Here is an 18,862-nt window from a genome sequence, read left to right as displayed (position 1 = left end):
GCCACCGTGTCCCGCCCCTCGATGAAACACGGCGCGCGCGCCTCCAACATGCGCTGGCTGATGAGCCTGGCGCACATGGAGCCGTCGCCCGTGAACCCCTGGGTGATGTTGCGCGCGGCCCTGGCCATCGGCCTGCCGTCGGCCGTGGGCATGGCGTTGGACCAGAGCGCCGCCGCCGCGCTGGTGGCGCTGGGCGCGCTACCGGCCATCACGGGCGACAACGGCGGCCCCTATCGCAACCGCGCGCTCTCCATCGGATCCACCGTATTCGGCGGCGCGCTGGGCTATCTGCTGGGCAACCTGGTGGCGGGCCACGGCCTGTGGACCTCGGCCGCGATGATGCTGATGGTGCTGGCGGCCAGCCTGGTCGGCACGTTCAACAACATCGCCGCCGTGGCCACCCTGCAATTCGCCACCTATGTGATCGTGGGGTCGAGCCTGACCTCCACCCTGCCACCCTGGCTGCCCTCGGTGCTGGTGGGCGCGGGCGGCCTGTTCGGCCTGACGCTGACGCTGACGGGCTGGATCGTGAACCCCATCGCGCCGGAGCGCGCCGCCGTGGCGCAGGCCTACCGCAAGCTGGCCGCGATGTTCGCGGCCACCGGCACGTCCCGCATCATGATTGCGCGCCGCGACATGGAAGCGGCCATGAGCGCGGCATACGACGCCGTGCTGGCCGCCAGAGGCCGCGCGGCGGGCCCGTCGCCCCGGCTCGCGCGGCTGGCCGCCCAGCTGCAGGCCTGCACGCCGCTGACCAATGCCGCGCTGGCGCTGGCGCGGGCCGGACGCGTGCTGCCACCCGAATGCGCCCGCGTCATGAACCATCTGGCCGACCGGGTGGAGAACGACGCCGAGCCGGACGCGCGCGATGACATCGCCGCGCTGCGCCAGGCTGGCATGCCCGAGCTGGCCGATGCGCTGGCGCAGGCGCAGCCCTTGCTGGACGGCGCCAGGACGTCGGAGGCGGACGCTTTCGCCACCTTGCAGCCCGCGCGCCCGCGCACGCCGTGGCGCGTGCTGGCGCGCACGTACCGGCCAGGGCCGACGACGGTGCGCTACCTGGTGCGCCTGGGGCTGTGCCTGGTCGCCGCGGAAGCCGTCGCCCTGGCGGCCTCGCTGCCGCGTTCCTATTGGGTGCCGCTGATCGTGGTGGTGGTGTTCAAGCCCAACTTCGGCTCGGTCTTTGCGCGCGCGCTGCAAAGCTGCGCGGGCAGCGTGGTCGGCGTGGCGATCAGCGCGACCATCCTGGCGCTGGATCGCGGCGGCATCGCCAGCCTGCTCACGGTCGCGGCGCTGGCGGCATTGCTGCCCTGGTCGATACGGCGCAACTACGGGCTGTTCTCGGCCATTCTGCTGCCCATACTCATGCTGCTGATCGGCGCCCTGCAGCCGGGCAGCTGGCCCATCGCGCTGGCACGGCTGGTGGACGTGGGCGTCGCCGCGGCCATCGTGCTGCTGGTGGGCTACCTGCCGTGGATACGCATCGAACGCAACAACCTGGACCATGCCGTATCGACCGCCATATCTACGCTGGCCGCCTACCTGAACACGGTCTTCCAGGCCGATCCCGCCAACCGCCACGCCTTGCGCGCGCAAGCCTATGCGCGCCTGTCCGACCTGCGCATCGCCCTGCAGCGCGGGCTGTCCGAACCGCGGCTGGTCAGCCGCCGCGCGCTGGCCTGGTGGCCGGTGGAAGTGGCGCTGGAACGCGTCGCCAATGCGATCTCGGATACGGCCTGGACGCTGCCGGCGGACCAGGCCGCGCCCACCGCCGCGCAGGTGGCGCAATTGGCCTCCGCCCTGGACGGCATCGCGGCGGCGGTCGAACAGAGCGCGCCTGTGCCCGCGGATGCCATCACGGCGCCGACGCCCGCGCTGCAGGATGTGGCCGCCGGCATCGAAGTCCTGCGCGCCACGCTTGCCGGCCCCGACTTCACGGCGGCGCCCGGCCGCGCCACCCCCACCACAACCGCCAACCAGGTCTGAATCATGTGTCTTGCCGTACTGGCCCTGCACACCCTCCCGGGCATTCCCGTGCTGATAGCCGCCAATCGCGACGAATTCCACGAGCGCCCCACCCTGCCCGCCGCGCAATGGGCCGACGCCCCCGCAATCTGCGCCGGGCGCGACGGCCAGGCCGGCGGCACCTGGATGGGCGTGACCGTCCAGGGCCGCTATGCGCTGGTGACCAATTTCCGCGAACCGGGCAGGCACCTGGACAATGCGCCGTCGCGCGGCGCGCTGGTGGAGGACTTCCTGCGCGGCGCCATGGAGCCGCGGGCCTACCTGGCGGACGTGCACCGGACGGACCAGGCCTACAACGGCTTTAACCTGATCGTGGGCGACAGCCGCGAAGCCTGGTACCTGAGCAACCGCAATGGCGGGCCGCGCGCGCTCGCGCCCGGCGTGTACGCGCTGTCCAACCATCTGCTGGACACGCCCTGGCCCAAGCTGGCGCGCACCAAGGCGGCATTCACGGCGGTGCTGCAGGGTCGTCCGCAGCCCGACCTGCCGGCGCTCTACGCGGCGCTGGCCGACCGCAACCCCGCGGACGACGGCGATCTGCCCGCCACCGGACTGCCCCTGGACCGCGAAAGGCTGTTGAGCAGCCCTTTCATCGTCAGCCCGAACTATGGAACCCGCAGTTCCAGCGTACTGGCGCTGCACGACGACGGCGCCGGACAGCTGGATGAAAGGCGTTTTGCGCCGGACGGCGCTGTCAGCGGCGAAAGCCGGCTGACGTTTTCCTGGCGCGCCGCGGGCGGCGGCGATATTCTGCGGACAGCGCCTGAAACAATCGGTTGATATCGGAGGCGCGCGGACGCGAACTCCGTGCGGGCATGCGGGTCGAACGTCCAGGCCTGTGCAAGGCGCCTTCCGGCGTGAACGGGCCACAGCTATCGTCCGGCGATGGCTGGCGCGGCACACCGCCGCACCGGTCATCCCTGTCAGGAGAATCCTATGAACAAGCGAATCGAACGCTGCACCATGGCCACCGCAATGGCCCTGGGCAGCATGGCCATTGCAGGCATCCTGTCGACGGCGCAGGCCGGCATGCCGCCGGTGCAGCACCAGGGCTCGGTGGAATTCGTCAGCGGCGGCATCGGCATCGACGAGTCGGAAGCCATGAAGGCCGCGTCCCGCGATTACCCGCTGGCGCTCACGTTCGCCGCGCAGCGCGATGGCAAGGCGGACTACGTGGCCAATGTCGCCGTCGCGATCCAGGACGCGCAGGGCAAGTCCGTGCTGCAGGCAACGGCCGAAGGCCCCTACATGCTGGTGAAACTGCCGGCCGGCAACTACAAGATCTCCGCGACCTACAACGGCCAGGCGCAAGAGCGCGAGGTGTCGGTGCAGAATGCCGGCACCGCGCGCGCCATGTTCGAGTGGAAGTAATGCAGGGCGCCGGGGCCTGGCCGCGCTGAAAAACGCCTTGCGCCGGCCCTAGACGCCCGCAAACAGGATCGCGATCACGAAGCCCACGCTGACCGCCCAGACCAGCGAACGCAACGCGCCCCAGCCCGCCAGGTACATGGCCAGATAGCCCAGGCGCACACCCAGCCAGCATGCCATCAGGCTGGCGACGTGCGCGGCGGGCGCCTGGTTGTAGAGCGCGAACAACACGGCCGCAAAGAAGAACGGCAGCGCCTCGAAGGTGTTGATCTGCGCCGCGTTGGCGCGCGCCCGCCAGCCTTCCTGGCGCGCCAGCCACGCGCGCGGATCGTTGTTGTCGAATTTCTTGCCGCCTGCCTTGGCCACGATCGTCGATACGAACGGCAGCAGCGCCGCCGCCAGCATCAACCATGCGATTGTCTTCATTCCTGACTCCTGTGCTGGCGGACCGCCGGTACGCCGGATGTGCGGCATGGTCGCCTGAAAGCGAAGAAAAGAGAAGCCCCCGCGCCGTGCGCTTCGCGTGCGTGCGGCGGATGGAAGCCAGGCCGCGCTTACACTCAGCGCTTTGCGCCGCAACGTTCCCCGCCGATGTCAGCTATCTCGCCCTGGTCCGCCCTGTTCCTGGCCGCCGCCATGCTGTGGCCTCCCGCCACGCGCCGCTGGGCGCTGGCGCCGTTGGCGGTTGCCTGGGCCTGGGCCCTGGCCGACGGGGTGCTCGATCCCGTGGCGCTGGCGTGGCCCGCGCTGCTGGCGCTGGCCGCGGCGCTGGTGCGCCCGCAGGCCAGTCCGGCCGCGCGCGCGGCCGGGCACGCGCTGTTCCTGGTGCTGGCCGCGCTGCTGTTCCTGCACCTGCTGCCCGGTTTTCACAACCCGCTGGTGATTGCGCCCGCGCCCATGAGCCCGGGCGCGGCGCCTTTCGGCATGTACCTGAACATGGACAAGCCGCTGGTGGCGTTCTGGATCGTGCTGGTTCTGGCGCCGCCGATGGCGGCCGCGAATACGCGCACCACCCTGTCCGCCGCGTTCCTGGCGTGCGCGGCCGCGGTGCTGGCATGCCTGGGATGCGCGCTGGCGCTGGGAGTCGTGGGATGGGCGCCCAAATGGCCCGAGTCCGGCTGGATCTGGCTGGTTAACAATGCCCTGCTGGTCACGCTGGCGGAAGAGGCGCTGTTTCGCGGCTATGTGCAGCAGCGGCTGTCCGAATGGTGGCGCAGCCGCGCCTGGGGCGCCTGGGCGGCGCTGGCCGTGGCGGCCGTGCTGTTCGGACTGGCCCATTACGCGGGCGGCTGGCAATGGATGCTGCTGGCCGGCCTGGCGGGTGCGGCCTATGGTGCCGCGTACCGGTACGGTGGCCTCGGCGCCGCGGTGCTGGCGCACCTGGGCTTGAACGCCGCGCACTTCGGACTGTTCACTTACCCGATGCGCGCGGCGGCTGGCGCGGCGTTCTAGGCGCCGCGCCGGCCGTGGCGCGCATCGGGGCGCCGCCGTCGGCTCAGGCCGGCAACGCCGGATAGTCCGTGTAGCCCTCGGCGCCGGAAGCGTAGAACGTGGACGGATTCGGCGTGTTCAGCGGCGCATTGCGTTGCAGGCGCTGGGCCAGGTCGGGCGTGGCGATGTAGGGCACGCCGAACGCCACGGCGTCGGCCTTGCCCGCGGCCACGGCGGCCTCGGCGGATTCCCGCGTATAGCCTTCGTTAACGATGTACACGCCGCCGAACTCGGCTTTCAGGACCGGGCCCAGGCTGTCGGCGCCTTCGTGTTCGCGCACGCACAGGAACGCGATGCCGCGCTTGCCCAGTTCCCGCGCCACGTAGCTGAAGGTGCCGGCCAGGTCCGAGTCGCCCATGGTGTGGATGTCGCCGCGCGGCGACAAATGCACGCCTACCCGGCCCGGGCCCCAGACCGCCACGCAGGCGTCGACCACTTCCATCAGCAAGCGCGCGCGGTTCTCCAGCGACCCGCCGTACTGGTCGGTGCGATGGTTGGTGCTGTCCTGCAGGAACTGGTCCAGCAGGTAGCCGTTGGCGGCATGCACTTCCACGCCGTCGAAGCCGGCCTCCATCGCCATCTGGGCGCCGTGGCGGTAGGCCTCGACCACGCCCGGGATCTCAGCCGTTTCCAGCGCTCGCGGCGTGACATAGGCGCGCATGGGGCGCACATGGCTGACGTGGCCGTCGGCGGCGATGGCGCTGGGCGCGACCGGCAGTTCGCCGTCCAGGAACAGGGGGTCCGAGATGCGGCCCACATGCCAGAGCTGCGCCACGATCACGCCATCCTTGTCGTGCACGGCGGAGGTGACCTTGCGCCAGCCCTTGACCTGTTCGGTGGACCACAGGCCCGGGGTGTCGGCATAGCCCACGCCCTGGGGCGTGACGGAGGTGGCTTCGGTGAGGATCATGCCGGCGCCGGCGCGCTGGGTGTAGTACTCGACCATCAACTCGTTGGGCACGCGGCCGGCGCTGGCGCGCTGTCGGGTAAGCGGCGCCATGACGACGCGGTTGCGCAGGGTCAGGTCGCCGATGCGCAGGGGTTCAAACAGGGGGTTCATGCAAAATCCTTCCGCCCCGGGGCAATGGGGCGCTTGGCGGTGTAGCAGGCTGGCTACATGTCCTGATTCAACTGCCGCAGGAAAGCGGCAATCACGGGTTCATTGCGACGAAAGAAGACCCACTGCCCCACCTTCGTGGCCGAGATCAGGCCCGCGCGTTGCAAGACTGCCAGGTGCGACGACACGGTCGACTGAGACAGCCCGCAGCGGTTATCGATGTGGCCCGCGCACACCCCGTGTTCAAAGGTGTGCCCCGGGCTTTCCTCGAAGTACGCGCCAGGCGTCTTCAGCCACGCAAGAATGTCGCGCCGCACGGGATTGGCCAGCGCCTTGAGGATGGCGTCGGCGTCGATGCCGGGTTGCGCGTCTATCTGATCGGGGGTTGAAGTGGATGCGCTCATATTGGTATATCGCAATTTATCGAATCATATATCGGAACTATCCGATATATCCTTATGCCCCTGCGGGTCTTGGGGCTATCGGCCCCGCTGGGGGGGCCGGAGCTTGAGGCTGTCGGCCCAGTCGCGCGCCAGATCCCGCTGCGCCCGCCAATTGACCAGCGCGGTCAAGGCCATGGCGATGACCGCTCCCGACGCCGCCAGCGCCATGTCCTTCTGGGCGTCCCAGATATCGCCCTGCGTGCCCAGGTAGGCGGCGCCCAGGTCGCCGCCAAAAAATTCCGCCGCGCCCCATTCCACCAGTTCGTACAGCGCGGAGGTGGACAGGGTGACATCCATGGGCAGGAAGTAAGCCCAGAAGCCGCGCACCTCGACCACCCGCAGGAAGATCTCGCGGATGGGATAGGCCAGCAGCAAGCCATAGGAGAAATGCACCACCCGGTCGAAATTGTTGCGTGCCCAGCCGACCATGCTGTTGAAGCTGCGGCCGGTCAGGGCGCGCCACCACTCGTCGTAGGGCACCAGGGAATAGGTGTAGTGCGCGCCGATGGCGTGCAGGCACAGGTACAGGAAGATCAGCGTGTACGACACGCGCGAAAACACGAACCAGCGCCGCGTGAAGAACAGCGCGCCGCCAAAGGCCAGCACCAGAACGTTTTCCAGCGCCCAATCGGCGCGGTCGTGCGGATCGATCGCCAGCGCCACCCAAATGACGGCGAACAGCGCGGCCAGGATGAACAGATGCCGCCGGCGCGCGTCGGCCACGATCAATCTCCCTGGACGCGGCCGCGCAGGCGCTTGACCTCGCCATGCAGCACCTTGCGCTGCACGCGGCGGCGCTGCGACGAACGGGTGGGCTTGGTCGCGCGGCGCGGCTTGTCGACCTGGATCGCCGAACGCACCATGGCGACCAGCCGTTCGATGGCTTCGGCCCGGTTCTTTTCCTGGCTGCGAAATGACTGCGACTTGATGACGATCACGCCGTCCTTGGAGATGCGGTGGTCGCTCACGGCGCACAACGCATCCTGGACTTCGGGCGGCAGGCTGGAGGCGCGGACATCAAAGCGCAGGTGGACGGCGCTGGAAACCTTGTTGACGTTCTGTCCGCCCGCGCCCTGGGCGCGGATCATGGTGAACGTCAGGTCGCGCTCGTCGATGTAAATGGAATCTTGAACATGAAACATAGGCAAGAAGTCTATAGGAAAAAGCGCCGCAAAAAGCCCCTTCAGCGGCAACCTCCCGCAGTGCAAAGCGCTCGAGACCCGAGGGTCTTTAGGCGCACATCCGCCGCGCCAAGTAAAATAGTGCGCTTTTGCTCGATTCTCATGGCGCCCTGCCGCCTGCATCCCTATGACTTACTCCGCCAAAGAAATCTTCAAGACCCTGCAAGGCGAAGGCGCCCATGCAGGCCGCGCGGCGGTATTTTGCCGGTTTGCGGGCTGTAACCTGTGGACCGGCCGCGAAAGCGACCGCGCCAGCGCCGCCTGCACTTTCTGCGACACCGACTTCATCGGCACCGACGGCGACGGCGGGGGCAAGTTCGCCTCGGCCGATCTGCTGGCCGACGCCATTGCCGCGGCCTGGGGGCCGGGCGCCGAAAACCGCTACGTGGTTTTCACCGGCGGCGAACCCCTGCTGCAGCTGGACGCGCCGCTGCTGGCCGCCATCCACGCGCGCGGCTTCACCGTGGCCATCGAGACCAACGGCACGATCAAGGCCCCGGCGGGCATCGACTGGATCTGCGTCAGCCCCAAGGGCACGGCGCCAGTCGTGGTCGAACGCGGCAATGAGCTCAAGCTTGTCTATCCGCAGTCCAACGCCCTGCCCGAGACATTCGCGCACCTGGACTTCGAGCACTTCTTCCTGCAACCCATGGACGGTCCCGCGCGCGCGGCCAACACCGAGCAGGCCGTCCAGTACTGTATGCAGCATCCGCAATGGCGGCTCAGCCTGCAAACCCACAAATACATAGGCATTCCATGATTTACCCCCACGCCTTGCGGAGCGCACGATGATTTCCGTGACCCGCAGGCTCGAGTTCGACGCCGGCCACCGCATTCCCGACCACCGCAGCCAGTGCCGCAACCTGCACGGCCACCGCTACGTGCTGGAGATCACGCTGACCGGCGACGTGGTGCAGGCGCCCGGCGAGTCCGACAACGGCATGCTGATGGACTTCTCGGAAATCAAGCACATCGCCAAGACCCACATCGTGGACATCTGGGACCACGCGTTCCTGGTCTATGAAGGGGACGCCGCCGTGCGCGGCTTCCTGGACAGCCTGCCCGGCCACAAGACCGTGGTGCTGGACCGCATCCCGACCGCGGAAAACCTGGCCGCCATCGTCTTCGAAACGCTGGCGCCGCACTACCATGGCCACTACGGCGCGGACCTGCGCCTGACGCGCGTGCGCCTGTACGAAACGCCGAACTGCTGGGCCGACTGCAACGGCTGAGCCTTCGCGGCCGGCGGGGCCGGGGCTGAACAGCCCTCCGCTGGCCGCCCGCCGGCGCAACGGGCGGGCAATGACCGGCCAGCGTCGGCTCCAGACCCGGCCGTCACTCCGGGCCTCCCCGCCTCGTCCCCGGTTTCCCATCAGCGGGAAACCCGCCCCCTATTTTTCCAATTGAAAAAGTCTATGGAGATAGTCGCCATTTTCAATTATTAGTAAGCTAATAGATAGGATACAATCTATTCCATGAACACTCCTTCCGACTCCCAGCTCATGGCCACCACCGCAAACCTGATGGTGCTGTCGCGCGCCTATCGCGGCGCCGCCGACAAGGCGCTCGCCGACTATGGCCTGTCGCAGGCCACCGCCTGGCCGGTCATCCTGGCCGGCCGCCTGGGAGACGGCGTGCGCCAGGGCGCGCTGGCCGAGGCGCTGGGCGTCGAAGGCCCGTCGCTGGTGCGCGTGCTGGACCAGCTGGTCGCCGCCGGGCTGATGGAACGCCGCGAAGACGCCCACGACCGCCGCGCCAAGACCCTGCACCTGACCGAAGCCGGCCATGCGCTGCGCGCGCAGGTCGAAGAGGTGCTGGTGGAATTGCGCCGCCGCCTCTTCAACGGCGTCAGCGAAGCGGACCTGGAAGCCTGCGCGCGCGTCTTCGACGTGCTGAAGGTGTCTCTGGGACGCAGCGGAGCCGGCGCCCACGAGGACGCGCGGCCGTGAAACTCCCGAACATCCGCGAAACCATTTTTTCGCTCAAGAGCTACCTGAGCGCCATCATGGCGCTCTATCTGGCTTACAGCATCGGTTTGCCGCGTCCGTTCTGGGCCATGACCACCGCCTATGTCGTGGCCCAGCCCTGGTCCGGCGCCGTGCGGTCCAAGGCGCTGTACCGCCTGGTCGGCACCTTCATCGGCTCCGCCGCCACGGTCTACATGGTGCCGCGGCTGTCGAACTCGCCCGTCATCATGACCGGCGCGATGGTGCTGTGGGTGGGCGCCTGCCTGTACATGTCGGTGCTGGACCGCACGCCGCGGTCCTATCTGTTCATGCTGGCCGGCTACACCGCGGCGATGATCGGCTTTCCCAGCGTGACGGACCCTTCCCTGGTCTTCGACACGGCGCTCGCCCGCGTCGAAGAAATCAGCCTGGGCATTGTGTGCGCCACGCTAATCCACAGCATCGTCCTGCCGCGCGGCCTGGCGCCCGCGCTGACGCTGCAGCTGGACAAGGCGGTGCGCGACGCGCGCAACTGGATGCACGACACGCTCAGCGGCAAGAATGCCGAGCAGCGCGACAAGGACCGCCGCGTGCTGGCCAACGACATCACGCAGCTGCGCCTGCTTTCCACCCATGTCCCGTTCGACACCAGCAACCTGCGCTGGACGGCGGGCGCCGTGCGCGCCATGCAGGACCAGATCTCGGCGCTGACGCCGGCCGTCTCGGCGGTGGAAGACCGCATGCGCGCCCTGCAGGCCGACGGCCGGGCCTTGCCCGAACCCGTGGCGGCGCTGCTGCGCGACATCTCCGAATGGATCAATGCCGGCGCCCAGGCCTCGCATGAAACCGCCGTGCGCCTGCGCGCCGCCGTGACGCGCCTGACCCCCGGCATCGACAGCCGTTCCACCTGGCGCGACGCCCTGCTCGCCAGCCTGATGACGCGGCTGCGCGAACTGATCGACACCTATGACGAATGCCTGGCCCTGCGCCGCGACATCCGCGCCGGCCTGGAAGGCGCGCCGTTGCGCGCCCCGCTGCGCGCGTCGCGGCCCGCCCGCGATCCCAACTCGGCGCTGCACCGCGACCACGGCATGGCGCTGCTTTCCGCGCTGGCCGCGGGCGTGGCCATCTCGGTGTGCTGCGCCTTCTGGATCGGCACGGCCTGGAGCAACGGCGCCACCGCCGCGCTGATGGCCGCCATCTTCAGCTGCTTCTTCGCGTCCCAGGACAACCCGGTGCCCGGCATCATGCAGTTCCTGACCTACACGGTGTATTCGATCCCGCTGTCGGCGCTGTACCTGCTGGGCATCATGCCCGCCATCCATTCGTTCGAGATGCTGGCCCTGTCGATGCTGCCGACCGCTTTCGTGCTGGGCGTCTTCATCGCCCGGCCGGCAAGCGCCGGCAAGGCCATGGCCATGCTGTTCGGCTTCCTGGGCACCATGGCGCTGCAGGACACCAACACCGCCGACGTCGTGTCCTTCATCGACACGCAAGTCGCGCAGTGCATGGGCGTGGCCACGGCGGCGATCATCGCCGCCATCTTCCGCACGGTCAGCGCCGACTGGAGCGCGCGCCGCATCCAGGCCGCCAACTGGAAAGAGCTGGCCACCCTGGCGAGTTCGCCGCGCGCGCCCTCGCGCCATACGTACACCGCCCGCATGCTGGACCGCATCGGGCTCTTGCAGCCGCGCCTGGCGCTGGCCAAGCGCCCCGACGACCTGGTGGCCGCCGACGCGCTGAAGGACCTGCGCGTGGGCCGCGACATCACCGAACTGCAACGCGCGCGCCGCCATCTGCCGATGGCCGAGCCGACGATCCAGCCGGTGCTCAACAGCCTGGCGCAATTCTTCCGGGTCCGCTCTTCGGGGCGGACGCACGAGAGAACGCCCGAATTCCTGGCGCAGATCGACCGCGCGCTTTGCAGCGTGGCCGCTTCGCCGCAAGGCCCGACCGCGCGCGACCACGCCGTGGTGGCGCTGGTGGGTATCCGCCGCGCCTTCTTCCCCGACGCGCCCGACTACCAACCTGCCCATCCGACGCTGGAGGGCCAAGCATCATGATCGGCGAATTCAATCTCTACGGTATCTATTTCCCCTGGCTGCTGGTGCTGGGCGTGATCACCCTGGGCGTGGCCTGGGGCGTGCGCCGCGTGCTTGCCCGCGCCGGGCTGTACCGCCTGGTGTGGCATCCCGCGCTGTTCGACCTGGCGCTGTTCGTGGTGCTGCTGTACGGCGTATCCCTCATTTCCCCTTATTTTCTCCAGAGATAGGTATGAAACTCCCCAATGCCCTTCGCCCTGCTGCTATCGGCAAGTTCGCGGTGACGGCCGTCGTCGTCGCCGCCGCCGCTTACGCCGGCTGGCAGCTCTGGGACCACTACGAAGTCGAACCCTGGACGCGCGACGGGCGCGTCAAGGCCTATGTCGTGCAGGTTGCGCCGGACGTCTCCGGCCTGGTGACCAGCGTGCCCGTGCACGACAACCAGGACGTGAAGGCCGGCGACCTGCTGTTTGAGATCGACCGCGCGCGTTTCCAGCTTGCGTTCGACCAGGCCCAGGCCGCGATGCGTTCGCAACAGGTGGCGCACGACCAGGCGCTGCGCGACGCCAAGCGCAACCGCTCGCTGGGCCAGCTGGTGGCCGCCGAGGCCGTCGAGCAAAGCCAGACCAAGGTGCAGCAGACCGACGCGGCGCTCGCCCAGGCCGAGGTGCAACTGAACACCGCGCGCCTGAACCTGGAGCGCAGCCGCGTGGTTGCCGCCAGCGACGGCCGCGTCACCAACCTGGACCTGCGCGCGGGGTCCTACGCCACGGCTGGCCGCGGCGTGATGGCGCTGGTGGACGCCGGCTCCTTCTACGTGGAGGGCTACTTCGAGGAAACCAAGCTGCCCGGCATCCGCGAAGGCGACCCGGTCACCGTCACCCTGATGGGCGAATCGCGCCATATCCGCGGCCATGTGGAGAGCATCGCCATGGGCATCGCCGACCGCGACCGCAGCACCGGCGCCAACCTGCTGCCCAACGTGAACCCCACCTTCAACTGGGTCCGCCTGGCGCAGCGCATCCCGGTGCGCGTGAAGATCGACGACGTGCCCGAAGGCGTGCGCCTGGTGGCCGGCCAGACCGCGACCGTGTCGGTGGATCCCGGCCCCGCCCAGGCGCCGGCCGCCTCGCGCCAGGCTTCCTGACGCGCGCGGTCCCCAAGCCGCTGTCCAACCCTCAACCTCTTATCGACGCCAAGCCGTAGCTGCCATGAACACCAAACACCTCCTTCCGCTGATGCTGGCCCTCGCGCTGGCCGGATGCGCCTCCGTGGGCCCTGACTACCAGGTGCCCGCCGAGGCGGCATCCGGACGGCCGAGCGCGCAATCATCCTTCGTGGAAGCGCAGGCCGGGGCGTATCGGCAGGAAGCGGTGCCGGGGCACTGGTGGCGTCTGTACAACGATCCCGTGCTCGACGGCCTGGTGGAGAAGGCCCTGGGCGCCAACACCGACCTGCGCGTCGCCAGCGCCAACCTGGAACGCGCGCAAGCCGCCTTGCGGGAAACCCAGGCGCAGCAGCAGCCCACGATCGGCGTCAATGCCTCGCCCACCTTCGGCCACGTGTCCGGCTTGCAGGAGTTGCAGCCGGGCTTCGATCCCCCCAACCGCTGGTCCTATTCCACGGGCGCCAGCGTGTCGTACCAGCTTGACCTGTTCGGCCAGATCCGCCGCGCCGTCGAAGCTTCCAGCGGCGACGCGCAGGCCGCCCAGGCCGCCTACGACGCCACCCGGGTCACCGTGGCGGCCGAGACCGCCCGCGCCTACGCCAATATGTGCGCGGCCGGCATGCAGCTTGCCTCGGCCCAGCATTCGGTGGGGGTGCAAAAGGAATCGGTGGACGCCGTCAGCCGCCTGCAGCGCGCCGGCCGCGGCACCACCCTGGACGTGACCCGCGCGCGCAGCCAGCTGGAACAATTGCAGGCCAACCTGCCGCCGTTCCAGGCCCAGCAGCGCACCGCGCTGTACCGCCTGGCCGCGCTGACCGGCCAGACGCCCGGCGAAATCTCGACCGCGCTGCTGCAATGCGCCACCGCGCCCAAGCTGACCGAAACCATTCCGGTGGGCGACGGCGCGCAGCTGCTGCGCCGCCGGCCCGACATCCGGCAGGCGGAACGCACCCTGGCCGCCTCCACCGCGCGCATAGGCGTGGCCACGGCCGATCTCTACCCCAAGATCACGCTGGGCCTGTCGGCCGCATCGGGCGGCCCGGCCGCCATGTTCGGCGACCGTGGCACGTTCAGCTGGAGCGTGGGGCCGCTCATCTCCTGGACCGTGCCCAATACGGGCGCCGCGCAGGCCCGCATCGCCGAAGCCGAGGCCAACACCAAGGCCGCCGCGGCCCGCTTCGACGCGACCGTGCTGAACGCCCTGCGGGAAACGGAAAGCGCGCTGGTCGTCTATGCCCGGCAGCTGGACCGCGACACCGCCCTGCGCGCCGCGCGCGACCAAAGCGCGGAGGCCGCCTCGCAGGCGCGCCAGCTGTTCCAGTATGGCAAGACCGACTACCTGACCGTGCTGGACGCCGACCGCACGCTGGCCACCAATGAAAGCGCGCTGGCGGCCTCGCAGGCCGAGCTCAGCGGCGACCAGATCGCCCTGTTCCTGGCGCTGGGCGGCGGCTGGGAAAAATAATCAATGCACCGTCGTGCCGTCCGGCGGGGCCTGGTTCAGGCCCAGCGCCGCTTCCCAGCTGCGCAGCGGCACGCAGGTCTGCAGGCGCACGATCGCGCGCTGGATCAGGGCCGGATGCAGTTCGTGGCCGACATGGGTGGCGATGTCGATGGTGGAATCCCCATGCAGTTCATCCAGGCGCGTCTGCGCGGCCTGGATGTGGGCCACGCTCATGACGGGGTCGTCGGCGCCGTGCAGCAGGTGGATGGTGGTGTATTGCGGAGCGGTCTTGGGCAGTTGCGCATAGCGGCCCGAAAACGCGATGACGCGCCCGGCCATGCCGTCGTGGGCCTGCACCAGTTCCAGCGCCATGATGGCGCCCTGCGAAAAGCCCGCCAGCGCGGTGTCCGATTGCAGCAGCCCGAAGCGGGCCTGCGCCTCGCGCACATAGGCCTCCAGGGGCGGCATGGCCTGGGCCACGCGTTCGGGGCGGTTTTCCTCGGTCACGCCGCGCACTGAAAACCATTGCCGGCCCGCGCCGCCGCCATCGTAGGGTTCGAAGCCTGCGGGAATCAGCACCGCCGCCGTCGGAAACGCGGCGCGCACGGCCTGGGCCAAGGGCTGCAGGCTGTCGGGCGAACCGCCCACGCCATGCAGCAGGATGAAGAGCTGGCGCACGTCGACGCCCGGATCGGGAAGAAATTCGATAGAACTGGAAGACGCCATGAAACCGCTCCGTACTGGCATGAGGCCGCTGAACCGAGGCCCGATTGCCGCATTGTAAAATGCGCGGCTTGAAGCAACCTTCGCCCAACCGCCACGGACCGGCCGGCTTGCGCAGCGTTGCTTGGGGCATGCCCCCCTGCGCCCGCGCCCACGACTCCACCGCGACGGCCACCTCTCACCCCGCAATGCAAACACCGACAACCGACGCGGGCGCCACGACGCCCGCCAAGCAGAACCAGCTCCACCGCGTGCTCAAGGCGCGCCACCTCACGATGATAGCGCTGGGCGGGGCCATCGGCACCGGCCTGTTCGTCGCCTCCGGCGCGGCCATCGCGCAAGCCGGTCCCGGCGGCGCCCTGTTGGTCTACCTGCTGATCGGCGTGATGGTCTACTTCATCATGACCAGCCTGGGCGAACTGGCGACCTTCATGCCGGTGTCGGGCTCCTTCTGCACCTACGCGTCGCGCTACGTGGACCCGGGCTTCGGCTTTGCGCTGGGCTGGAATTTCTGGATCAGCTGGGCCACGGTGGTGGCCGTCGACGTCGTGGCGGCGCAGCTGGTCATGGCGTACTGGATGCCGGACACGCCGGGATGGATCTGGAGCGTCGCGTTCCTGGCCCTGACCTTCGGGCTGAATGCGTTTTCGGCGCGCAGCTTCGGCGAGGCGGAATACTGGTTCGCCATCATCAAGGTCGTCGCCGTGCTGTGCTTCATCGGGGTGGGGCTGGCGATGCTGGCGGGCATCATCCATGGCAGCGATCCGGTCGGCCTGGCGAACTGGACGGTGGGCGACGCGCCCTTCGTGGGCAATGTGGCGACCTGGGTGGGCGTGGCGATGGTGGTGGCCTATTCCTTCCAGGGCACCGAGCTGGTGGGCGTGGCGGCCGGCGAATCCGAGAATCCGCGGCGCAACGTGCCGCGCGCCATCAACAACGTGTTCTGGCGCATTCTGCTGTTCTATGTGCTGGCCATCCTGATCATCGGCCTGCTGCTGCCCTATACCGACCCGCAGCTGCTGCGCAACGAAGTCGAGGACATCGCCGTCAGTCCGTTCACGCTGGTGTTCCAGCACGCGGGGCTGCTGTCGGCGGCCACGGTAATGAACGCGGTGATCCTGACCTCGGTGCTGTCGGCGGGCAATTCGGGCATGTACGCCGCCACGCGGATGCTGTTCAACATGGCGGCCGAGGGCCAGGCCCCCGCCCTGTTCAAGCGCCTGACCGCCAACGGCGTGCCGCTGTATGCGCTGCTGGCGACCACGCTGCTGGCCTGCCTGTGCCTGTTCAGCGTGGTGTACAGCCCGAAGGCGGTGTATATCTGGCTGCTCAACTTCGCGGGCATGACAGAGTTCATCGTCTGGCTGAGCATCGCGGTGAGCCACTACCGCTTCCGCCAGGGCTATGTGAAGCACGGCTTCGACACCGCCGACCTGCCCTACAAGGCCGGCCTGTTCCCGTTTGGCCCGCTGTTCGCCTTCGTGCTGTGCCTGCTGGTCACGCTGGGCCAGAACTACCAGGCATTCCTGGAAGACCGCATCGACTGGATCGGGGTGATCTCGACCTATCTGGCCATTCCGCTGTTCCTGGGCTTGTGGATCGGCCACCGGCTGCTGCGCGGGTCGCGCTGGATCCGGTACCAGGACATGCGTTTCTACGGCCTGGAGGCGGACAGCGGCGGCGATGCGTCCCCGGGTATTCCGGACCAGGCCCGGCCCGCGCCCGGCTGAACCCGGGGCGGCCCCGCATGACCGGCCGCCACGCCTCGCCCAGATGCGCGGCCGGGCACTTTTCGATACGTCCGGCGGGATAAAAGCCCGGTACAATACTGTACATCCATACAGCTAATTGAACCCCGGGCGTCCCCGCCATGCAGTCCCCCGAACGTATCCATCCCGCGCTGTGGCGCGCCACCCAGCTTGCCAAAGGCGTCGCCCGCACCCTGCCCACCGGGCATGCGGCGCTGTCGGCCGAGCTGCCCGACGGCGGCTGGCCGCTGGGTTCGCTGATCGAACTGCTGACCCCGCATCCCGGCATCGGGGAAATCCGCCTGCTGCGCCCGGCGCTGGCCCAACTGGAAACACGCCGCCCCATTGCCCTGGTGCAGCCTCCGCACGTTCCGCACATCGCCAGCTGGATGAGCTGGCGGCTGGATCCCCGGCAGCTGCTCTGGGTGGCGCCCGAAAAACCCGTCGACGCGCTCTGGGCCACCGAGCAGATCCTGAAGAACGGCAGCTGCGGCGCGCTGATCTGCTGGCTGCCCCATGTGCGTCCCGAATCCCTGCGCCGCCTGCATCTGGCGGCCCAGGCCAGCGACCTGCTGTTCATCGCCGTGCGCCCGTCGCGCGCCGCGCAGAACGCCACCCCCGCCGCCTTGCGGCTGGCGCTTGCGCCCGCGCCGGGCGGCTTGTCCGTACACATACTCAAGCGCCGGGGGCCTGTCTGCGACACGCCGCTGTACGTGGGCCTGGAGCCCGGCGCCCTTACGCCTTCTTCCCCCCGCCATGCGCCTCTGGATCGCCGCCTTCCTGCGCTGCCTGCCGCTGGACGCCCTACGCCCGCACTGGCCGCATGAGAGGGAGGCGTTCGCCGTTCTGGACCAGGAACGCGTCGCCGCCCTCACTCCCGCCGCCCGCCAGGCCGGCGTCGCGCCGGGCATGCGCCGCGCCGGCGCGGCGGCCATCGCCCCCCAGGTCGAACTGCTGCCCCGCAATGCCCTGGCCGAAGCCGAAGCCCTGCAAGGGGCGGCGCTGGCCTTGCTGCAATACACGCCCGAAATCGCCCTGGCGGGCGACGACACCGTTCTCCTGAACGTGGGCGCCAGCCTGATGTTCTTTCGCGGCCCGCGGGCATTGAGCCAGCGGGTGGCCGCCACGCTGCGCGCGCTGGACCTGCGCGTCACGCTGGGCATGGCGCCCACCGCGACCGGCGCCTGGCTGCTGGCGCGCCGCCCGGGCCGGCGCGCGCCCCGGCGCACCCTGACGCTCCCCACCCTGACGCGCCGGCTGGATGCCCTGCCCCTGGCGCTGCTGCCCCAGGCCCAGGCCCGGCGGGACTGGCTGGACGACATCGGCTGCCACACCCTGGCGCACCTGCGCGCCCTGCCGCGCGCGGGCCTGCAGCGGCGCAGCACGCCCGAACTGCTGCAAGCCCTGGACGCCGCCTATGGCCAGGCGCCCGAGCTCTACCGCTGGATCGAACCGCCCCATCAGTTCTCGCGGCGCATCGAACTGATGGACTATGTGGAGCACACCGACGCGGTGCTGGCCGTGGCGCGCCGGCTGGCCGAGCAGCTGGGCGGCTGGCTGACCGCCCGCCAACTGGCGGTGCGCCGCGTGGTGCTCAGCATGGAGCACGAGCGCGGCCGCCACGCCCGGCCGCCCACCGAACTGGAACTGGCCCTGGCCCAACCGGTCTGGCAGGCGCCGCAGCTCCTGCACCTGCTGCGCGAAAAGCTGAATCACTTCACGCTGGAAGCCCCGGTCATCGCCGTGGCGCTGCTGGCGCCCGACACGGTGGAGCAGCCTGTCGCCAGCACCACCCTGTTTCCCGAACCCGGCGGCACCGCCGCCGACCACGCCCGGCTGCTGGACCTGCTGGTGGCGCGGCTGGGCCGCGACCAGGTGCGCCACGCCCAGCCCACCGCCGACCACCGCCCCGAGGCCGCCAACTCCTGGGGCGACGCGCTGGCCGCGCCCCAGCGCCCCGAGCCGCTGCCCACCCTGCTCGACCGCCCGTTCTGGCTGCTGGAAACGCCGCTGCCCTTGAAGCTGTCGGGCCACCGGCCCCAGTACGGCGGCCAGGCCCTGAGGCTGACGCGCGGTCCCGAACGCATCGAAAGCGGCTGGTGGGATCCGGCCCTGACCGTGCGCGATTACTTCGTCGCCGAAGACGCGGCCAGCGCGCGCTACTGGATCTACCGCGAGCGCGATGCCGAGCACGCGCGCTGGTTCCTGCACGGGCTGTACGCCTGA

20 protein-coding genes are annotated in these 18,862 nt (G+C 69.4%); 14 read left to right on the top strand and 6 right to left on the bottom strand.

Going from position 1 to position 18,862, the window contains the following annotated elements; all coding sequences use genetic code 11:
• Nucleotides 1-6 precede the first annotated feature (6 nt).
• From HLG70_RS05520 to HLG70_RS05510, 3 genes are all read left to right on the top strand, one after another.
• On the top strand, nucleotides 7-1,986 hold the full coding sequence (locus tag HLG70_RS05520) for an FUSC family protein (protein ID WP_234103408.1): 1,980 nt from the start codon (nucleotides 7-9) through the stop codon (nucleotides 1,984-1,986).
• 3 nt (nucleotides 1,987-1,989) lie between these two features.
• Complete coding sequence (locus tag HLG70_RS05515; protein ID WP_171663568.1) at nucleotides 1,990-2,805, top strand: NRDE family protein; 816 nt, start codon at nucleotides 1,990-1,992, stop codon at nucleotides 2,803-2,805.
• A 156-nt stretch (nucleotides 2,806-2,961) separates the two neighbouring features.
• Entirely contained in the window at nucleotides 2,962-3,396 is a 435-nt protein-coding gene (locus tag HLG70_RS05510; protein WP_171663569.1) for a carboxypeptidase-like regulatory domain-containing protein, read from the top strand.
• Between the two features lie 48 nt (nucleotides 3,397-3,444).
• On the opposite strand, the gene HLG70_RS05505 is transcribed toward HLG70_RS05510, so the two are convergent.
• On the bottom strand, nucleotides 3,445-3,819 hold the full coding sequence (locus tag HLG70_RS05505) for an MAPEG family protein (RefSeq protein ID WP_171663570.1): 375 nt from the start codon (nucleotides 3,817-3,819) through the stop codon (nucleotides 3,445-3,447).
• Nucleotides 3,820-3,984: 165 nt separating this feature from the next.
• Between HLG70_RS05505 and HLG70_RS05500 the strand changes: the two genes are divergently transcribed.
• Entirely contained in the window at nucleotides 3,985-4,845 is an 861-nt protein-coding gene (locus tag HLG70_RS05500; protein WP_171663571.1) for a CPBP family glutamic-type intramembrane protease, read from the top strand.
• A gap of 43 nt (nucleotides 4,846-4,888) precedes the next feature.
• Here HLG70_RS05500 and HLG70_RS05495 read toward each other — a convergent pair whose 3' ends face one another.
• The 4 genes from HLG70_RS05495 to arfB all read right to left on the bottom strand — a co-directional run bounded on the left by HLG70_RS05495 (nucleotide 4,889) and on the right by arfB (nucleotide 7,526).
• Nucleotides 4,889-5,944, bottom strand: a complete 1,056-nt coding sequence (locus HLG70_RS05495; protein WP_171663572.1) for an alkene reductase — start codon at nucleotides 5,942-5,944, stop codon at nucleotides 4,889-4,891.
• A gap of 53 nt (nucleotides 5,945-5,997) precedes the next feature.
• On the bottom strand, nucleotides 5,998-6,345 hold the full coding sequence (locus tag HLG70_RS05490; protein WP_171663573.1) for an ArsR/SmtB family transcription factor: 348 nt from the start codon (nucleotides 6,343-6,345) through the stop codon (nucleotides 5,998-6,000).
• Between the two features lie 75 nt (nucleotides 6,346-6,420).
• Nucleotides 6,421-7,107 (bottom strand): DUF2238 domain-containing protein, encoded by a 687-nt coding sequence (locus HLG70_RS05485; RefSeq protein WP_171663574.1) that lies wholly within the window; start codon nucleotides 7,105-7,107, stop codon nucleotides 6,421-6,423.
• 2 nt (nucleotides 7,108-7,109) lie between these two features.
• Nucleotides 7,110-7,526, bottom strand: a complete 417-nt coding sequence (arfB, locus tag HLG70_RS05480; protein ID WP_171663575.1) for an alternative ribosome rescue aminoacyl-tRNA hydrolase ArfB — start codon at nucleotides 7,524-7,526, stop codon at nucleotides 7,110-7,112.
• 166 nt (nucleotides 7,527-7,692) lie between these two features.
• On the opposite strand from arfB, the gene queE reads away from it, so the two are divergent.
• From queE to HLG70_RS05445, 7 genes are all read left to right on the top strand, one after another.
• Nucleotides 7,693-8,325: a 7-carboxy-7-deazaguanine synthase gene (gene queE / locus HLG70_RS05475; protein ID WP_171663576.1), complete on the top strand. Its 633-nt coding sequence runs from the start codon at nucleotides 7,693-7,695 to the stop codon at nucleotides 8,323-8,325.
• A gap of 28 nt (nucleotides 8,326-8,353) precedes the next feature.
• Nucleotides 8,354-8,797, top strand: a complete 444-nt coding sequence (gene queD / locus HLG70_RS05470; protein ID WP_171663577.1) for a 6-carboxytetrahydropterin synthase QueD — start codon at nucleotides 8,354-8,356, stop codon at nucleotides 8,795-8,797.
• A 243-nt stretch (nucleotides 8,798-9,040) separates the two neighbouring features.
• Entirely contained in the window at nucleotides 9,041-9,514 is a 474-nt protein-coding gene (locus HLG70_RS05465; RefSeq protein WP_171663578.1) for a MarR family winged helix-turn-helix transcriptional regulator, read from the top strand.
• A complete protein-coding gene (locus HLG70_RS05460) occupies nucleotides 9,511-11,574 on the top strand; it encodes an FUSC family protein (protein ID WP_171663579.1) in 2,064 nt (687 codons plus the stop codon). The genes HLG70_RS05465 and HLG70_RS05460 overlap by 4 nt, the downstream gene beginning before the upstream one ends.
• Nucleotides 11,571-11,783, top strand: coding sequence for a DUF1656 domain-containing protein (locus HLG70_RS05455; RefSeq protein WP_008166131.1), 213 nt, complete (start codon nucleotides 11,571-11,573; stop codon nucleotides 11,781-11,783). The genes HLG70_RS05460 and HLG70_RS05455 overlap by 4 nt, the downstream gene beginning before the upstream one ends.
• Nucleotides 11,784-11,785: 2 nt before the next feature.
• Complete coding sequence (locus tag HLG70_RS05450; protein WP_171663580.1) at nucleotides 11,786-12,700, top strand: efflux RND transporter periplasmic adaptor subunit; 915 nt, start codon at nucleotides 11,786-11,788, stop codon at nucleotides 12,698-12,700.
• A 64-nt stretch (nucleotides 12,701-12,764) separates the two neighbouring features.
• Nucleotides 12,765-14,186: an efflux transporter outer membrane subunit gene (locus HLG70_RS05445; RefSeq protein WP_171663581.1), complete on the top strand. Its 1,422-nt coding sequence runs from the start codon at nucleotides 12,765-12,767 to the stop codon at nucleotides 14,184-14,186.
• On the opposite strand, the gene ypfH is transcribed toward HLG70_RS05445, so the two are convergent.
• Complete coding sequence (gene ypfH / locus HLG70_RS05440; RefSeq protein WP_171663582.1) at nucleotides 14,187-14,891, bottom strand: esterase; 705 nt, start codon at nucleotides 14,889-14,891, stop codon at nucleotides 14,187-14,189.
• A 185-nt stretch (nucleotides 14,892-15,076) separates the two neighbouring features.
• On the opposite strand from ypfH, the gene HLG70_RS05435 reads away from it, so the two are divergent.
• The 3 genes from HLG70_RS05435 to HLG70_RS05425 all read left to right on the top strand — a co-directional run bounded on the left by HLG70_RS05435 (nucleotide 15,077) and on the right by HLG70_RS05425 (nucleotide 18,862).
• Nucleotides 15,077-16,618, top strand: a complete 1,542-nt coding sequence (locus HLG70_RS05435) for an amino acid permease (protein WP_171663583.1) — start codon at nucleotides 15,077-15,079, stop codon at nucleotides 16,616-16,618.
• Between the two features lie 140 nt (nucleotides 16,619-16,758).
• Complete coding sequence (gene imuA, locus HLG70_RS05430) at nucleotides 16,759-17,463, top strand: translesion DNA synthesis-associated protein ImuA (protein WP_171663584.1); 705 nt, start codon at nucleotides 16,759-16,761, stop codon at nucleotides 17,461-17,463.
• Nucleotides 17,393-18,862 carry a Y-family DNA polymerase gene (locus HLG70_RS05425; protein WP_171663585.1) on the top strand — a complete coding sequence of 490 codons (1,470 nt, stop codon included), beginning with the start codon at nucleotides 17,393-17,395 and terminating at the stop codon, nucleotides 18,860-18,862. The genes imuA and HLG70_RS05425 overlap by 71 nt, the downstream gene beginning before the upstream one ends.

The organism is Achromobacter deleyi, assembly GCF_013116765.2.
In the GTDB taxonomy this organism is placed as follows: Bacteria; Pseudomonadota; Gammaproteobacteria; order Burkholderiales; family Burkholderiaceae_B; genus Achromobacter; species Achromobacter deleyi_A.
This window is presented reverse-complemented; position numbering and strand designations above follow the sequence as displayed.

What these genes read in the sequence shown, in the direction of transcription:
- HLG70_RS05450 (WP_171663580.1), top strand. Translation starts at nt 11,786, where the DNA reads ATGAAACTCCCCAATGCCCTTCGCCCTGCTGCTATCGGCAAGTTCGCG.
- HLG70_RS05490 (WP_171663573.1), bottom strand. Translation starts at nt 6,345, where the DNA reads ATGAGCGCATCCACTTCAACCCCCGATCAGATAGACGCGCAACCCGGC.
- queE (WP_171663576.1), top strand. Translation starts at nt 7,693, where the DNA reads ATGACTTACTCCGCCAAAGAAATCTTCAAGACCCTGCAAGGCGAAGGC.
- HLG70_RS05505 (WP_171663570.1), bottom strand. Translation starts at nt 3,819, where the DNA reads ATGAAGACAATCGCATGGTTGATGCTGGCGGCGGCGCTGCTGCCGTTC.
- HLG70_RS05500 (WP_171663571.1), top strand. Translation starts at nt 3,985, where the DNA reads ATGTCAGCTATCTCGCCCTGGTCCGCCCTGTTCCTGGCCGCCGCCATG.
- ypfH (WP_171663582.1), bottom strand. Translation starts at nt 14,891, where the DNA reads ATGGCGTCTTCCAGTTCTATCGAATTTCTTCCCGATCCGGGCGTCGAC.
- HLG70_RS05515 (WP_171663568.1), top strand. Translation starts at nt 1,990, where the DNA reads ATGTGTCTTGCCGTACTGGCCCTGCACACCCTCCCGGGCATTCCCGTG.
- HLG70_RS05495 (WP_171663572.1), bottom strand. Translation starts at nt 5,944, where the DNA reads ATGAACCCCCTGTTTGAACCCCTGCGCATCGGCGACCTGACCCTGCGC.
- HLG70_RS05465 (WP_171663578.1), top strand. Translation starts at nt 9,041, where the DNA reads ATGAACACTCCTTCCGACTCCCAGCTCATGGCCACCACCGCAAACCTG.
- queD (WP_171663577.1), top strand. Translation starts at nt 8,354, where the DNA reads ATGATTTCCGTGACCCGCAGGCTCGAGTTCGACGCCGGCCACCGCATT.
- HLG70_RS05425 (WP_171663585.1), top strand. Translation starts at nt 17,393, where the DNA reads ATGCGCCTCTGGATCGCCGCCTTCCTGCGCTGCCTGCCGCTGGACGCC.
- HLG70_RS05435 (WP_171663583.1), top strand. Translation starts at nt 15,077, where the DNA reads ATGCAAACACCGACAACCGACGCGGGCGCCACGACGCCCGCCAAGCAG.
- arfB (WP_171663575.1), bottom strand. Translation starts at nt 7,526, where the DNA reads ATGTTTCATGTTCAAGATTCCATTTACATCGACGAGCGCGACCTGACG.
- HLG70_RS05455 (WP_008166131.1), top strand. Translation starts at nt 11,571, where the DNA reads ATGATCGGCGAATTCAATCTCTACGGTATCTATTTCCCCTGGCTGCTG.
- HLG70_RS05510 (WP_171663569.1), top strand. Translation starts at nt 2,962, where the DNA reads ATGAACAAGCGAATCGAACGCTGCACCATGGCCACCGCAATGGCCCTG.
- HLG70_RS05445 (WP_171663581.1), top strand. Translation starts at nt 12,765, where the DNA reads ATGAACACCAAACACCTCCTTCCGCTGATGCTGGCCCTCGCGCTGGCC.
- imuA (WP_171663584.1), top strand. Translation starts at nt 16,759, where the DNA reads ATGCAGTCCCCCGAACGTATCCATCCCGCGCTGTGGCGCGCCACCCAG.